Source organism: Streptomyces sp. PTY087I2 (genome assembly GCF_001687325.1).
GTDB lineage: Bacteria > Actinomycetota > Actinomycetes > Streptomycetales > Streptomycetaceae > Streptomyces.
Genome location: NZ_LZRD01000054.1, coordinates 18377 through 31520, shown reverse-complemented (window position 1 = coordinate 31520; position 13144 = coordinate 18377). Strand labels below are relative to the sequence as shown.

At 72.8% G+C, this 13144-nt stretch carries 15 protein-coding genes and 1 pseudogene; 6 read left to right on the top strand and 10 right to left on the bottom strand.

Translation table 11 applies throughout. The features are described from left to right. From A3Q37_RS37015 to sigE, 3 genes and pseudogenes are all read right to left on the bottom strand, one after another. A pseudogene (locus tag A3Q37_RS37015) lies at positions 1 to 353 on the bottom strand (protease); the annotation flags it as partial. Positions 354 to 409: 56 nt separating this feature from the next. After that, positions 410 to 1480, bottom strand: a complete 1071-nt coding sequence (locus A3Q37_RS33840) for an anti-sigma factor (protein ID WP_065490787.1) — start codon at positions 1478 to 1480, stop codon at positions 410 to 412. After that, entirely contained in the window at positions 1477 to 2238 is a 762-nt protein-coding gene (sigE, locus tag A3Q37_RS33835) for an RNA polymerase sigma factor SigE (RefSeq protein ID WP_176711568.1), read from the bottom strand. The genes A3Q37_RS33840 and sigE overlap by 4 nt, the downstream gene beginning before the upstream one ends. Before the next feature lie 178 nt (positions 2239 to 2416). On the opposite strand from sigE, the gene A3Q37_RS33830 reads away from it, so the two are divergent. Then, the gene (locus tag A3Q37_RS33830) at positions 2417 to 3082 is read left to right on the top strand and encodes an O-methyltransferase (protein ID WP_078566537.1); all 666 of its coding nucleotides are present in this window, start codon (positions 2417 to 2419) and stop codon (positions 3080 to 3082) included. 91 nt (positions 3083 to 3173) lie between these two features. On the opposite strand, the gene A3Q37_RS33825 is transcribed toward A3Q37_RS33830, so the two are convergent. Continuing rightward, the gene (locus A3Q37_RS33825; protein WP_003966491.1) at positions 3174 to 3341 is read right to left on the bottom strand and encodes a DUF3117 domain-containing protein; all 168 of its coding nucleotides are present in this window, start codon (positions 3339 to 3341) and stop codon (positions 3174 to 3176) included. 316 nt (positions 3342 to 3657) lie between these two features. Here A3Q37_RS33825 and A3Q37_RS33820 point away from each other — a divergent pair, with 316 nt between their 5' ends. Then, a complete protein-coding gene (locus A3Q37_RS33820; RefSeq protein ID WP_065490785.1) occupies positions 3658 to 4470 on the top strand; it encodes an enoyl-CoA hydratase/isomerase family protein in 813 nt (270 codons plus the stop codon). A gap of 7 nt (positions 4471 to 4477) precedes the next feature. Here the strand turns inward: A3Q37_RS33820 and A3Q37_RS33815 are convergent, their stop codons facing one another. Both A3Q37_RS33815 and A3Q37_RS33810 read right to left on the bottom strand, forming a co-directional pair. Beyond that, complete coding sequence (locus A3Q37_RS33815) at positions 4478 to 5074, bottom strand: DNA-3-methyladenine glycosylase I (protein WP_065490783.1); 597 nt, start codon at positions 5072 to 5074, stop codon at positions 4478 to 4480. Next, positions 5071 to 5484 (bottom strand): cell division protein DivIVA, encoded by a 414-nt coding sequence (locus A3Q37_RS33810; protein WP_079138107.1) that lies wholly within the window; start codon positions 5482 to 5484, stop codon positions 5071 to 5073. The genes A3Q37_RS33815 and A3Q37_RS33810 overlap by 4 nt, the downstream gene beginning before the upstream one ends. A gap of 129 nt (positions 5485 to 5613) precedes the next feature. Here A3Q37_RS33810 and folP point away from each other — a divergent pair, with 129 nt between their 5' ends. Further along, positions 5614 to 6486, top strand: a complete 873-nt coding sequence (gene folP / locus A3Q37_RS33805; RefSeq protein ID WP_006127374.1) for a dihydropteroate synthase — start codon at positions 5614 to 5616, stop codon at positions 6484 to 6486. Positions 6487 to 6632: 146 nt separating this feature from the next. On the opposite strand, the gene A3Q37_RS33800 is transcribed toward folP, so the two are convergent. Then, positions 6633 to 7418, bottom strand: coding sequence for a TIGR00730 family Rossman fold protein (locus A3Q37_RS33800; protein WP_065490780.1), 786 nt, complete (start codon positions 7416 to 7418; stop codon positions 6633 to 6635). 103 nt (positions 7419 to 7521) lie between these two features. Further along, a complete protein-coding gene (gene dapE / locus A3Q37_RS33795) occupies positions 7522 to 8613 on the bottom strand; it encodes a succinyl-diaminopimelate desuccinylase (RefSeq protein ID WP_065490778.1) in 1092 nt (363 codons plus the stop codon). A 122-nt stretch (positions 8614 to 8735) separates the two neighbouring features. Here dapE and A3Q37_RS33790 point away from each other — a divergent pair, with 122 nt between their 5' ends. Both A3Q37_RS33790 and A3Q37_RS33785 read left to right on the top strand, forming a co-directional pair. Further along, entirely contained in the window at positions 8736 to 9602 is an 867-nt protein-coding gene (locus A3Q37_RS33790; RefSeq protein WP_065490776.1) for a hypothetical protein, read from the top strand. 290 nt (positions 9603 to 9892) lie between these two features. Continuing rightward, complete coding sequence (locus tag A3Q37_RS33785) at positions 9893 to 10360, top strand: ATP-binding protein (RefSeq protein WP_065490774.1); 468 nt, start codon at positions 9893 to 9895, stop codon at positions 10358 to 10360. A gap of 66 nt (positions 10361 to 10426) precedes the next feature. On the opposite strand, the gene dapC is transcribed toward A3Q37_RS33785, so the two are convergent. Further along, entirely contained in the window at positions 10427 to 11521 is a 1095-nt protein-coding gene (dapC, locus tag A3Q37_RS33780) for a succinyldiaminopimelate transaminase (protein WP_065490772.1), read from the bottom strand. A gap of 144 nt (positions 11522 to 11665) precedes the next feature. Continuing rightward, positions 11666 to 11986: a ferredoxin gene (gene fdxA, locus A3Q37_RS33775; RefSeq protein WP_065490770.1), complete on the bottom strand. Its 321-nt coding sequence runs from the start codon at positions 11984 to 11986 to the stop codon at positions 11666 to 11668. 117 nt (positions 11987 to 12103) lie between these two features. Here fdxA and A3Q37_RS33770 point away from each other — a divergent pair, with 117 nt between their 5' ends. Beyond that, on the top strand, positions 12104 to 13099 hold the full coding sequence (locus tag A3Q37_RS33770; protein WP_065490768.1) for a GNAT family N-acetyltransferase: 996 nt from the start codon (positions 12104 to 12106) through the stop codon (positions 13097 to 13099). The last annotated feature ends 45 nt before the right edge of the window (positions 13100 to 13144 follow it).

The window sequence follows — 13144 nt, the reverse complement described above, 5'->3', positions numbered from 1 at the left end:
GGAGCCGGGGCGGCCCGGTCAAGGGCGGACGCCTGGCCGTCGGCGGCCGGAGCCGGGGCGGAGCCAGGCGTGGGCGGCGCCTGGTCCTGGGCGGGCGGGACGGCGTCCTGAACAGCCGCAGCCGGGGCGGGCGCCTGGTCCTCGGCGGCCGGTACGGGACCAGGCGCGGCCGGGGCCCCGGCCGCCCGGGTGGGCTCCTCCGGGGTCGGGGAGACCGCCGAGGCCGGGCCGTTGGCCGGCTCCGGGTGGTCGGCTCGCCTCGGTGTGGGGCGGCTCCACCACTTCGCCTGCGGCCCGGTGGGCTTCCCGTCGTCCATGTTCTCCCCGCAACTGGCCTCTGTCGTACGCCCCACAGAGGCGTCCCTCACCGGAATTCAACCAGGTTTGCGAAACCCTGCGCAGGGTCCCGTCAGGGACGGGGGGAGAGCGGGCTCGCCAGATCGTTGGCGGGCGATCCCGAGGACGGCCCCGAGGGCAGCGAGGAGGGCACCGTCTTCGGCACCGCACCGCTGCCGAGCGCCGCCGCCAGCAGCGGGGCGCCCGAGGTCGCCGGACGTATCAGCGGCGGCACGGACACGTTCAGCACGGGGAGCATGAACGGGTGTCCGCCCGAGGTCGACGTGCCGAACAGCGGCGGAGCGGTCGGCGGTCCCTGCCGGTTGACCGGAGGGGGGACGGCCGGAACCACCGGGGTGGGCCCGGTGAGCGACGGGGGCACCGCGTTCGTCCCGGTCCCGGCGCTGCCGGAGCCCGGCTGCTCGGCCGCCGGGCCGTCGCCGGTCACCGCGAGGGCGCCGCCGCCCCGGCGGCTGACCGCCGTGGCACCGTTCTCGGCGCGGGTCTCCGCGTCGAGCGGGGTGACGTTGTTCCCGGCGCCCTCGGCGCGCAGGGAGGATTCGGGGCCGGAGTCCAGCGGCAGGGTGCCGCCCAGCGCGATCGCCGCGAGGGACACGGCGCTGGCCGCGGCGAACGCGAAGCGCCGCCCGCGCCAGGGCGAGCGGTCCGCGTCGCGGCCCACCTCGTGTATGCGGAAGGCCGAACCGGAGGCGGCCCCGCCGCGCAGCACGGCGGTGGAGCCGTGGGTGGCGGGGAGATAGCCGAAACCGTCCAGCGGGGAGGGCCCGGTGTCGGCGCGCGTGCTGCCGCCGGAGGGCCGCAGACCGGGGAAGAACTCGTCGGCGAAGGGCCCCCGGCCGCCGAACGGTCCACCCGAGCCGGTGTCGTCGCCGCCGGGACCCCCGGGAAGGCCCTGGAGACGGGCCAGGAACCCCTCGGAGGGCGAGGGTGAGGCGGACATGGCGAAGGCGCTCTTCAGGCGGCGCTGGGCGTCGGCCTCGGCCTTGCACTTGGCGCAGGTCGCCAGGTGGGCCAGGACCCGCTCACGGGCGTCGTGTTTCAGCTCACCGTCGACCAGCGCGGCGAGCCGGTCCCCCAGGTGCGCTTCGGCAGGGGTGGGACCGGTCGGACCTGTGCCACTCACGCCGTTCCGCCCTCCCCCGCCAGGACCGCGTCCGCCAGGGAGCGCTGCTCGGCGCGGGCCTCGGGCGAACGGTGCTTGAGCGCCTTGCGCAGATGCGAGCGGCCGCGGTGGATCCGGCTGCGCACGGTCCCGAGCTTCACCCCGAGGGTCGCGGCGATCTCCTCGTAACTGAGGCCCTCGATGTCGCAGAGGACCACGGCCGCACGGAATTCGGGCGCGAGGGTGTCCAGCGCCTGCTGCACGTCGGCGTCGAAGTGGGTGTCGTTGAAGATCTGCTGCGGGGACGGCTCACGGCTCGGCAGCCGCTCGGCCGCGTCGTCGCCGAGCGAGTCGAAGCGGATGCGCTGCTTGCGCCGGACCATGTCCAGGAAGAGGTTGGTCGTGATGCGGTGCAGCCAGCCCTCGAAGGTGCCGGGCGTGTACGTCGACAGCGAGCGGAACACCCGGACGAAGACCTCCTGGGTCAGGTCCTCGGCGTCGTGCTGGTTTCCCGTCAGCCGGTAGGCAAGGCGGTACACGCGACCGCTGTGCGTGCTGACGATCTCTTCCCATGAGGGCGGGGTCCACGCCTGAGAGTCCGCATCAGAGGCGAAGGTCGCGGTCGGTGCGGAGTCTTCGGAAGAACGGTCAGCAATGTTGGTCACGGATTTCGGCTCACCGGCCGACCTGAGCAGGCGCCTCAGCACCCCTCCCCGGTCCACAGGCGCAGCCGCACCTCCCCTATCGGCTCTGGTGGTGTCCAGTGGAGCCCCTACCATAGCCACCTCGCCCGTTAGCTCCGGATAAGCCTTTTTCCCTGTTGGGGCCGGGCGTCGCCCGGGACTTTCAGCCGGCTCACCGGTCCGATCCGCGGACCCGGTCGCCGAGCTTTCCCCACTCCTTGCACAACGCCCGGTCCCATCTGCGGGTTCCCGGGTCCAGCGGATACAGTCACCGTTGCGCCAACTACGGGGACAGGAGAGGGTCATTACCGCCAACCGGCAGACGAGCTGGGCGTTCGCCGACGCCTTTGTCGCCGAGGACGAAGCACTGCACGTGGCCCGGGAGCGGGCTCGCGAGCTGGGGCTTCGCCCGGTGTCACCGGGCACCGGCGCTGCGCTGCGCCTGCTGGCCGCCGCCGCGGACGCCAAAGCGGTGGCGGAAATCGGCACGGGCACCGGCGTGTCCGGCATCTATCTCCTGCACGGAATGCGCCCCGACGGGGTCCTGACCACGGTGGACCCCGAGCCCGAGCGTCAGCAGTTCGCCCGCGAGGCGTTCCGCGCGGCGGGTTTCGCCACCAACCGGGCCCGGTTCATCCCCGGCCGCGCCCTGGACGTCCTGCCCCGGCTCGCGGACGGCGGTTACGACCTCGTCTTCTGCGACGGGGACCGGCTGGAGAGCCTCGACGTGCTCGCTGAATCGTTGCGCCTGCTGCGTCCGGGCGGTCTGGTCTGCTTCGAGGGCGTCTTCGCGGACGGCCGCACGGTCGACTCGGCGGCCCAGCCGGCCGAGGTGCTGCGGCTGCGGGAGCTGCTGCGCGCGGTGCGCGAGAGCCAGGAGCTGATGTCGACCCTGCTGCCGGTCGGCGACGGGCTGCTCTGCGCGGTCCGGCGCGGCTGAGCGGCACGAGGACCACGGCCGGGCGGAAACGCACCACTGCCCGGCACGGAGACCGTGCCGGGCAGTGGTGGAAGGTGATGGGCGTTCCGCGTCAGCCGACGACTTTCTTCAGCGCGTCGCCGAGGGCATCGGCCTCGTCCGGAGTCAGCTCGACAACAAGCCGACCGCCGCCTTCGAGCGGAACGCGCATGACGATGCCCCGCCCCTCCTTTGTCACCTCGAGCGGGCCGTCGCCCGTCCGCGGCTTCATGGCCGCCATGCTCGTTCCCCTTCCTGAAACCAGCTCATCGCAACCGGCGGCCCCATGACAGGCGCTGCCTCACCGGCATCGAACACATTGCTTCTTCGCCATTATCCCGCATCAATGACCCCGATGACCAACATCGGTCTGCATCGCTTGCGCAACGCGCTCTCTCAAAACCACCCAATTCGGCGATCCGGCTGCGATACTGCGCCGCCCCGGACCCCCAGGTGAGAGCCAATTGTTAGACGCAGGTCACATCTCTGCCCCGGTCCACGTCGGCCATGCTTGCCTGCAAGGAGCAACGATGCCCGAGCAGCGAGGGGAAACCGGAATGGCCGACGAGCAGGCGAACACCGTTCTGTACGACGTGAGCGAGGGGCTCGCGACGATCACGCTCAACCGACCCGACGCGATGAACGCGCTGAGCACGGCGGCGAAGGTCGCGCTGCGGGACGCGCTGCGGGAGGCGGCGGCGGACCCGGCGGTCCGGGCGGTGCTGCTCACGGCCACCGGGCGCGCCTTCTGCGTCGGCCAGGACCTCAAGGAGCATGTCGCCACGCTCGTGGCGACCCGCGAGGCGGGCGGCGGCAACGCGCTGAGCACGGTCCAGGAGCACTACAACCCGATCGTGCGGGCGATCACGGAGATGCCGAAGCCGGTCGTGGCCGGGGTGAACGGCGTCGCGGCCGGGGCCGGGTTCGGTTTCGCGCTCGCGGCGGACTACCGGGTGGTCGCGGACACCGCCTCCTTCAACACCTCGTTCGCGGGCGTCGCACTCACCGCGGACTCGGGCGTGTCCTGGACCCTGCCCCGGCTGATCGGGCAGAGCCGCGCCGCCGATCTGCTGTTCTTCCCGCGGTCGATCTCCGCGCAGGACGCGCTGGAGCTGGGGATCGTCAACCGGGTCGTCCCGGCGGACGAGCTGGCCGAGCAGGCGGCGGCGGTGGCCCGCACCCTGGCCGCCGGGCCCACGGTGGCGTACGCGGCGCTCAAGGAGTCGATGGCGTACGGCGCCGGGCACACGCTCGCCGAGACTCTGGAGAAGGAGGACGAACTCCAGACCCGGGCGGGCGCGTCGCAGGACCACACCATCGCGGTGGAGGCCTTCCTCGCCAAGGAGAAGCCGGTCTACCTGGGGAAGTAGCCGCTGCTCAGCCCGGTGCGCTGCCGCCGCCGCGCGCCACGCAGTCCGCGAGGTGGTCGTCGACCAGTCCGCAGGCCTGCATCAGCGCGTAGGCGGTGGTGGGGCCGACGAAGCGGATCGAGCGCTTCTTCAGCGCCTTGGCGAGCGCAGTGGACTCCGGCGTGACGGCCGGGACGTCCGACAGCGCGCGCGGTGCGGGCCGCCCGGCCGGGTCGGGGGCGTAGGACCAGATCAGCTCGTCCAGCTCCCCGGCCCGCCAGCCGGCGAGCACCTTCGCGTTGGCGAGGGTCGCGTCGACCTTGGCCTTGTTGCGGATGATCCCCGGGTCGGCCAGGAGCCGTTCCCGGTCGGTGTCGGTGAACTTCGCGACCGCCTCGATCCGGAATCCCTCGAAGGCGGTACGGAAGGTCTCGCGGCGGCGCAGGATCGTGAGCCAGGAGAGCCCGGACTGGAAGGCCTCCAGGCAGAGCCGTTCGAACAGGGCGTCGTCGCCGTGGACCGCCCGGCCCCACTCGGTGTCGTGGTAGGCGAGGTAGTCCTCGGTGGACAGGCCCCAGGGGCAGCGCAGCCCGCCGTCCGGGGCGGCCACGGCTCCGCCGCTCATCGGCCGTCCTCCTCGGTGCGGTCCGGGCCGTCCGCCCGGTCGTCCGGTTCCGTCGCGGGCCGGTCGCCGGGCCGCTTGAACAGGTCGGTGCCCGTCGTCACCGCGGCCGCCCGGTCCCCGGCCAGGGTGGATTCCAGCTCCGCGATCCGGGCGTCGCGCTCGGCCAGCTCGGCGCCGAGCCGGGACAGCGCCTCGTCGACGTCCACCATCCGGTAGCCGCGCAGGGCCATCGGCAGGCGCAGCGCCTCGACATCCGCCCGGCCGACCGGGCGGGCGGCGGGCAGCGGGTCGGTGAACCGCTCCGGCGGTACGTCCTGGAGCACCGCGCTCCCACCGCCTCCGACCACCGCGAGGGTGACCGCAGTGACGACCACGACCATCGTGAGCAGCAAGAACCAGAACACGCGCATCTCCCCGGGGGCGGAAACCTCGTCCGGCTCCGATCGTGCCATGCGGCACCGACAGGTCGGGGCCGGGCCACGAAAGGCCGTAGGGTCGGCAGGCGGGTCGTAGGCGGATATCTGAGGAGGAAAGACGGGATGCGCAGCGGGGCACTCAGGCTGGGGCGGCGGGAGTTCGGGCCGCACGAGCCGGTGATCATGGCGATCGTGAACCGGACCCCGGACTCCTTCTACGACCAGGGCGCCACGTTCCGGGACGAGCCGGCGCTCGCCCGGGTCGAGCAGGCGGTGGCCGAGGGCGCGGCGATCATCGACATCGGCGGGGTGAAGGCGGGCCCCGGCGAGGAGGTGACCGCCGAGGAGGAGGCGCGCCGCACGGTCGGCTTCGTCGCGGAGGTCCGCCGCCGCCACCCGGACGTGGTGATCAGCGTGGACACCTGGCGGCACGATGTGGGCGAGGCGGTCTGCGAGGCCGGGGCGGATGTGCTGAACGACGCGTGGGGCGGGGTGGACCCGAAGCTGGCGGAGGTCGCCGCGCGGTACGGGGCGGGGCTCGTGTGCACGCACGCGGGCGGCGCGGAGCCGCGGACGCGGCCGCACCGGATCGCGTACGACGACGTCATGGCGGACATCCTGCGCGTGACGGTGGGGCTTGCCGAGCGGGCGGTGGAGCTCGGGGTGCGGGCGGACGGGATCATGATCGATCCCGGTCATGACTTCGGGAAGAACACCCGGCATTCGCTGGAGGCGACGCGCCGTCTTGAGGAGATGGCGGAGACGGGGTGGCCGGTGCTGGTGTCCCTGTCCAACAAGGACTTCGTGGGCGAGACGCTGGACCGGCCGGTGAAGGAGCGGGTCATCGGGACGCTGGCGACGACGGCGGTTTCGGCGTGGCTGGGGGCGCGGGTGTACCGGGTGCATGAGGTGGCGGAGACGCGGCAGGTTCTGGACATGGTGGCGTCCATTGCCGGGCATCGGGCGCCGGCCGTTGCGCGGCGGGGGCTGGCGTAGGCGTTGCCGCCTGCGCTGCCGCCTGCCCCGGCGGGCGGGGCATGGGGCGCTGCCCCTGGGCCCCGCTCCTCAAGCGCCGGAGGGGCTGGAACCGATGCCCTCAATCGCCGGACGGGCTTGATTGCGCCGGGCGGGCTGAGAAGCAGTTACCGGCCGACCTCCTTCGTGACCAGCATCACCGCTTCCTCCACGTCGTCCGTCACGTGGAACAGCAGCAGGTCCTTCTCCGAGGCCTTGCCGCCGGCCACCACCGTGTCGCGGAGCCAGTCGATCAGGCCGCCCCAGTACGCCGTGCCGAACAGGACGATCGGGAAGCGGGTGACCTTGCCGGTCTGGACGAGGGTCAGGGCCTCGAAGAGTTCGTCGAGGGTGCCGAGGCCGCCGGGCAGGACCACGAAGCCCTGCGCGTACTTCACGAACATCGTCTTGCGGACGAAGAAGTAGCGGAAGTTGACGCCGATGTCGACGTGCGGGTTGAGGCCCGACTCGAAGGGCAGCTCGATGCCGAGGCCGACCGAGACGCCCTTGGCCTCGCGGGCGCCCTTGTTGGCCGCCTCCATCGCGCCCGGGCCGCCGCCGGTGATCACCGCGAAGCCCGCGTCGACCAGGGCCTTGCCGATCGCCACCCCGGCCTCGTACTCCGGCGATCCGGCAGGGGTGCGGGCCGAGCCGAAGACGCTGATCGCGCTCGGCAGTTCGGCGAGCGCGCCGAAGCCCTCGACGAACTCCGACTGGATGCGCATCACCCGCCAGGGGTCGGTGTGCACCCACTCGGAGTCGCCCTCGGAGTCCAGCAGCCGCTGATCGGTCGTGCCGGGCTGGACCTGCTCCCTGCGGCGCAGGACCGGGCCGAGCCACTGTTCCTCGGGGCTGACCGCGCCCTCGGGAACCTCCGCACCCTCGGGAATCCGTGCGTCTTCGGCGTTGCCCATGTTGCGCTCCCTCCACCGACCTGCTTCGTGCCGGGTCGTACGAGTCGTGCTGCGTACGGCCAGCGTAGATCGGCGGAGGTTACGTACGGGGGAATGCCGTGCGTCAGGCGGTCAGCCAGGAGCGGAGGCGGTTCTCGCAGTGGGTGATCTTCTCGACCGCCACGTGCTCGTCGCGCTTGTGGGCGTACATCGGGTCGCCGGGTCCGTAGTTCACCGCGGGGACGCCGAGGGCGCCGAAGCGGGAGACGTCGGTCCAGCCGAACTTGGGCCGGGCCGTGCCGCCGACGGCCGTCATGAAGGCCTGGGCGGCGGGGTGGGAGAGGCCGGGCATGGCGGCGCCGGAGTGGTCGTCGATGACGATCTCGGCCACGCCGCAGTCGGCGAAGACCTCGCGGACGTGGGCGACGGCCTCCTCCTCGGTGCGGTCGGGAGCGTAGCGGTAGTTGACGACGACGGTGCAGGCGTCCGGGATGACGTTGGTGGCGACGCCGCCCTCGATGCCGACCGCGTTGAGGCCCTCGTGGTATTCGAGGCCGTCGATGACGGGGCGGCGGGGCTCGTACGCGGCGAGGGCGGCCAGGATCGGGGCGGCGGCGTGGATCGCGTTGGACCCCCTCCAGCTGCGCGCCGAGTGGGCCCGCTCCCCCGTCGTCCGCAGGTGGACCCTCAGCGTGCCCTGGCAGCCGCCCTCGACCTCGCCGTCGGAGGGCTCCAGCAGGACGGCGAAGTCTCCGGCGAGCCAGTCGGGGTGCGCGTCGGCGATGTGACCGAGGCCGTTGAGGTGGGCGGCGACCTCTTCGTTGTCGTAGAAGATGAAGGTCAGGTCGCGGTTGGGCTCGGGGACCGTCGCGGCGATCCGGAGCTGGACGGCGACGCCGGACTTCATGTCGGAGGTTCCGCAGCCCCAGAGAATGCCGTTCTCGTCGAGGCGGGAGGGGACGTTGTCGGCGATGGGCACGGTGTCGATGTGCCCGGCGAGGACGACGCGCTCGGCGCGGCCCAGGTTCGTGCGGGCGACGACGTTGTTGCCGTACCGGTCGACGGTGAGGTGCGGCAGGGCGCGCAGGGCCGATTCGATCGCGTCGGCGAGGGCCTTCTCCTCCCCGCTGACCGAGGGGAAGTCGACGAGCCGGGCGGTGAGCGCCGGTCCGTCCAGGGTGAGGTCAAGGGCGGGGTCAAGGGTGCTGTCGGCCATGGACCCGACCCTAAGCGACAGGGGTATCGGCCCCGCCCGGGGCCTCCAGTACGGTGGGCCCCGTGTCCAGGAAAGCCAGCCCTCGCCGACGACGCCTCTTCCGCTACGGGGCCGCCTTCGCCGTGCTCGCGGCGCTCGGCGGTTATCTGGCCGTGCAGTACGACTCCTCGGGCTCGAAGAACCCGCCGCGCTGTGTCGTGGAGGCGAAGGACGGGGACGAGGGCGAGATCCAGCGTTACGAGATGAGCCTCGCGCAGGCCGTGAACGCGGCGACGATCTCCGCGGTGGGCACCACCCGGGGGATGCCCGAGCGGGCGGTGACGATCGCGCTGGCGACCGCGCTCCAGGAGTCCACGCTCCGCAACATCGACTACGGCGACCGGGACTCGGTGGGCCTGTTCCAGCAGCGGCCCTCGCAGGGCTGGGGCACCGTGGAGCAGATCATGGACCCGGTCTACTCGGCCGGGAAGTTCTACGAGGGCCTGGCCGAGGTCCCGGGCTACTCGCGCCTCCCGCTGACCGTGGCCGCGCAGCGCGTGCAGCGCAGCGGGTTCCCGCAGGCGTACGCGAAGCACGAGCCGGACGCCGCGCTGCTCGCGGCCGCGCTGACCGGGCGCAGGGCGGCCGCGCTGAACTGCACCCCGTCGACCGCCACGGCCGAGGGGCCGGGGGACGCCGGGCGGGTGCGGGCCGAGCTGGTGCGGGCCTTCGGCAAGGACGTGCTGCCCACCGCGAAGGCCGCGGGCGCGTCCGCCGCCTCGACCGTCTCGGTGCCCGTCCCGGCGACCTCGGCGCGGGCCGAGGACAAGGCGTCGCCGCGGCGCGGCTGGGAGCTGGCGCACTGGGCCGTGGCGCAGTCCGAGGCGCTGCGGATCGAGCGTGTGAGCTATGCGGACCGGGTCTGGGACGCCGGTAAGGGCTGGCGGACGGAAGACGCGAAGGGCAAGGAAACGGGCACGACCGCGGTCAGGATCCAGGTCGTTCAGTAGTACGTCCCATCACCCGTACGGGCCATGGGGGCCGGTCCCCCGGACTCTTTCCGCGCGACTTCCCGCGGTCTCGCTTCTCTCCTCCGATTCCCTTGCCGGTCAAGGGAAGTGACGGTTCATCGGGTCCCGGCGGTATGGATTGTTTGCCCGGGTTCTTCCGCTGCGGATAATCGGACGCATTACTCAGTCTTTACCTTTGCCCGCCGCAACCTTCCCCTCCCCCGAAGCGGTTGTCAGTGCGTCCGATCACCGGACAGACAGATTCGTGCACAAACCGCTGAAGGAGCATCATGTCTCTCCCCCTGACCCGTCGGATCGCTCGTGCCGCGCTGCTGATCGCCGCCGGCGCGACCCCCGTGGTCGGTGCGGCCGGTGCCGCGAGCGCCGCAGATCTCCCGGCGGCCCCGGAGCTGGGCGGCCTGACCGCACTGGACGGCGCGAACGTCGGCGACACCCTCGACAGCGCCGCCCGGCAGGGCACCCAGGCCGCCGGTGAGACCGGCGGCCGGCTCGTCGGGACCGCGCTCCCGGCGGCGGGCGAGACCGCCGGCAAGTCCGCGAAGGTCGCCGTCCCGGCCGCCCAGGAGACCGCCGGGCAGGCCGCGGGCAACGCGGGCGAGGCCCTCGGCGGGGTGACCGACGCCGCCGGTGGCGGGCTGCCGACCGACGGCCTCGGCAACGGGCTGCCCGCCGACGGCCTCGGCAAGGGCGGCCTGCCCACCGACGCCCTGCCGCTGAACGGCCTGCCGATCGGCTGACCGCCTCACACATACGCGAGAGGGCCTGAGGAGTGCGCACTCCTCAGGCCCTCTCGCGTATCCGGGTCAGGACAGGCGCTTGACCGCCGCCGCCACCCGCTCGTCCGTCGCGGTGAACGCCACCCGGACGAAGCTCGCGCCTGCCGGGCCGTAGAAGTCGCCGGGCGCGACCAGGATGCCCCGCTCCGCGAGGTACGCCACGGTGTCCCAGCACGGCTCGTCGCGGGTCGCCCACAGGTAGAGGCTCGCCTCGCTGTGCTCGATGCGGAAGCCGTGCGCCTCCAGGGCCGTACGGAGGGCGAGGCGCCGGTCGGCGTAACGGGCGCGCTGCTCGGAGACGTGTACGTCGTCACCGAGGGCGGCGACGGTGGCGGCCTGGACCGGAGCGGCCGTCATCATCCCGCCGTGCTTGCGGATCAGCAGCAGCTCACCGAGGACGGCCGCGTCGCCCGCGATGAACGCGGCCCGGTATCCGGCCAGGTTGGAGCGCTTGGAGAGGGAGTGGACCGCCACGATGCCGTCGTAGTGGCCGCCGCAGACGTCCGGGTGGAGCACCGAGACCGGTTCGGCGTCCCAGCCCAGCTCCAGGTAGCACTCGTCGCTGAAGACGAGGACGCCGTGCTCGCGCGCCCAGGCGACGATCCGGGTCAGCTCGTCCTTGGCCAGCACCTTGCCGGTGGGGTTGGACGGCGAGTTGAGCCAGAGCAGCTTCAGCCCCGCCGGGTCCAGCTCGGTCGGGTCGTCGTAGACGACGGGCTCCGCGCCGCAGAGCCGGGCGCCGACCTCGTACGTCGGGTAGGCGAGCCGGGGGTAGGCCACCTTGTCGCCCGCGCCGAGCCCGAGCTGCGTCGGCAGCCAGGCCACCAGCTCCTTGGAGCCGACGACCGGCAGCACGTTGGCGTGGCTGACGCCGACCGCGCCGAGGCGGCGCTCCACCCAGCCGGTGAGCGCGTCCCGCAGGGCCTCGGTGCCCCACACCGTCGGATAGCCGGGGCTGTCCGCGGCGGCGACCAGCGCCCGCCGGATCAGCTCGGGGACCGGGTCGACCGGGGTGCCGACGGACAGGTCCACGATGCCGTCCGGGTGGGCCTGGGCCGTCGACTTGTAGGGCGCGAGCTTGTCCCAGGGGAAGACCGGGAGGCGGGAGGAGACTGCGGACACGGGGCTCTGCTTTCTCGGGACTTTCGCGGGGCTTTCGCGGGGCTTTCTCAGGCGGTCCGGATACCGGCGGCGGCACCGGGAAACGGCTCGGCCCCGCACGGGGACGAGCCGTACGGGACCGGGCTGCGCGCGGGGTGCCGCCGCTTACTGGTTCTGCGGCGGCAGCGCGGCGACGAACGCGTGGTCGCGCTCGATGAGACCGAGCTTGGAAGCACCGCCCGGCGAGCCGAGGTCGTCGAAGAACTCGACGTTCGCCTTGTAGTAGTCCTTCCACTCCTCCGGAGTGTCGTCCTCGTAGAAGATGGCCTCGACCGGGCACACCGGCTCACAGGCTCCACAGTCGACGCACTCGTCCGGGTGGATGTACAAGGACCGCTGGCCCTCGTAGATGCAGTCGACGGGGCACTCTTCGATGCAGGCCTTGTCCTTCACGTCGACACAAGGCTGCGCGATGACGTAGGTCACGCTGTCGTTCCTCCTCGGTAGGGCGTTGGCTCTCGCGCGGGAGCGCGGCGTCGTCGATGCCCGCCCCTAGTATCTCCGTTCTCGGGCACGATCCGAACAGGAGGGGCGGACAGAGCTGTGGAATTCACCATCGGCGGACGGCTGGAAGTCCGCATCACACCCGCTGACGTGGGCAAACGTGTGTCCGTACGGCGCCGCACGGACGGCGACGGCACGGGCGTGGAGTTCACCGACGTGGTCGGCGTGCTCACATCATGGAACGACGGTGTGGTGGCGATCACACGGAAGAGCGGGGAATCTGTCCACATCGTGGAATCCTCCCTGGTCGCGGGCAAGGTCGTACCCGCCGCCCCGGCCCGGCGCCGGGGCCCCGCCGCCTCCTTCGAGGAGCTGGCGGCCGTCACCGCGCGGGCCTGGCAGCCGGTGGAGAGCGAGGCGCTGGGCGACTGGCGGCTGCGCGCGGCCGGTGGGTTCACGCGGCGCGCCAACTCCGTCCTGCCGCTCGGCGATCCGGGTCTGCCGCTCGGCGAGGCGTTCGGGCGCGTCCGCCGCTGGTACGAGGAGCGGGGCCTGCCCGCGTACGTCCAGACGGCGACCGGGGCCGAGGGCACGCAGGAGCTCCTGTGCGCGGAGCTGGAGGGGCACGGCTGGCGGCGCGAGGTCTCGGCGGAGGTCCGGATCGGCGCGCTGGCGCCGGTCGGTGACCGGGACGCGGAGGTGTCCGCGGTCCGGCTGACCCGGGAGCCGGACGCGGCCTGGCTCGCCCGCTACCAGCGCTTCTCCACGCCGGGCCCGCATGTGCTGCGGGTGCTGGGCAGCGGCCCTTCGGTCTGGTTCGCCACGGTGCCGGGCGGTGGCGACGCTCCGGACGCGATCGGGCGGTGTGTCGTGGACGGCCGGTGGGCCGGGTTCATGGCGGTCGAGGTCGCCCCGGAGCAGCGGCGGCGCGGACTGGCCACGACGGTGATGACCGCGCTGGCCCGCCGGGCGCTGGACGAGGGCGCTTCGGCGGCCTGGCTCCAGGTCGAGGAGGACAATGAGGGGGCGCGGGCGCTGTACGACGGCATGGGCTTCGCGGGCCATCACCGGTACCACCACTACCGCTCGGCGTGAGGGGCCGCGCGGCAGGCTGCCGGGGCCGGTACCGGGGCGGGGACA

Coding starts and splice junctions, on each gene's coding strand:
- sigE (WP_176711568.1), bottom strand. CDS start 2,238: ATGGTAGGGGCTCCACTGGACACCACCAGAGCCGATAGGGGAGGTGCG.
- A3Q37_RS33825 (WP_003966491.1), bottom strand. CDS start 3,341: ATGGCGGCCATGAAGCCGCGGACGGGCGACGGCCCGCTCGAGGTGACA.
- A3Q37_RS33820 (WP_065490785.1), top strand. CDS start 3,658: ATGGCCGACGAGCAGGCGAACACCGTTCTGTACGACGTGAGCGAGGGG.
- A3Q37_RS33815 (WP_065490783.1), bottom strand. CDS start 5,074: ATGAGCGGCGGAGCCGTGGCCGCCCCGGACGGCGGGCTGCGCTGCCCC.
- A3Q37_RS33810 (WP_079138107.1), bottom strand. CDS start 5,484: ATGCGCGTGTTCTGGTTCTTGCTGCTCACGATGGTCGTGGTCGTCACT.
- folP (WP_006127374.1), top strand. CDS start 5,614: ATGCGCAGCGGGGCACTCAGGCTGGGGCGGCGGGAGTTCGGGCCGCAC.
- A3Q37_RS33800 (WP_065490780.1), bottom strand. CDS start 7,418: ATGGGCAACGCCGAAGACGCACGGATTCCCGAGGGTGCGGAGGTTCCC.
- dapE (WP_065490778.1), bottom strand. CDS start 8,613: ATGGCCGACAGCACCCTTGACCCCGCCCTTGACCTCACCCTGGACGGA.
- A3Q37_RS33785 (WP_065490774.1), top strand. CDS start 9,893: ATGTCTCTCCCCCTGACCCGTCGGATCGCTCGTGCCGCGCTGCTGATC.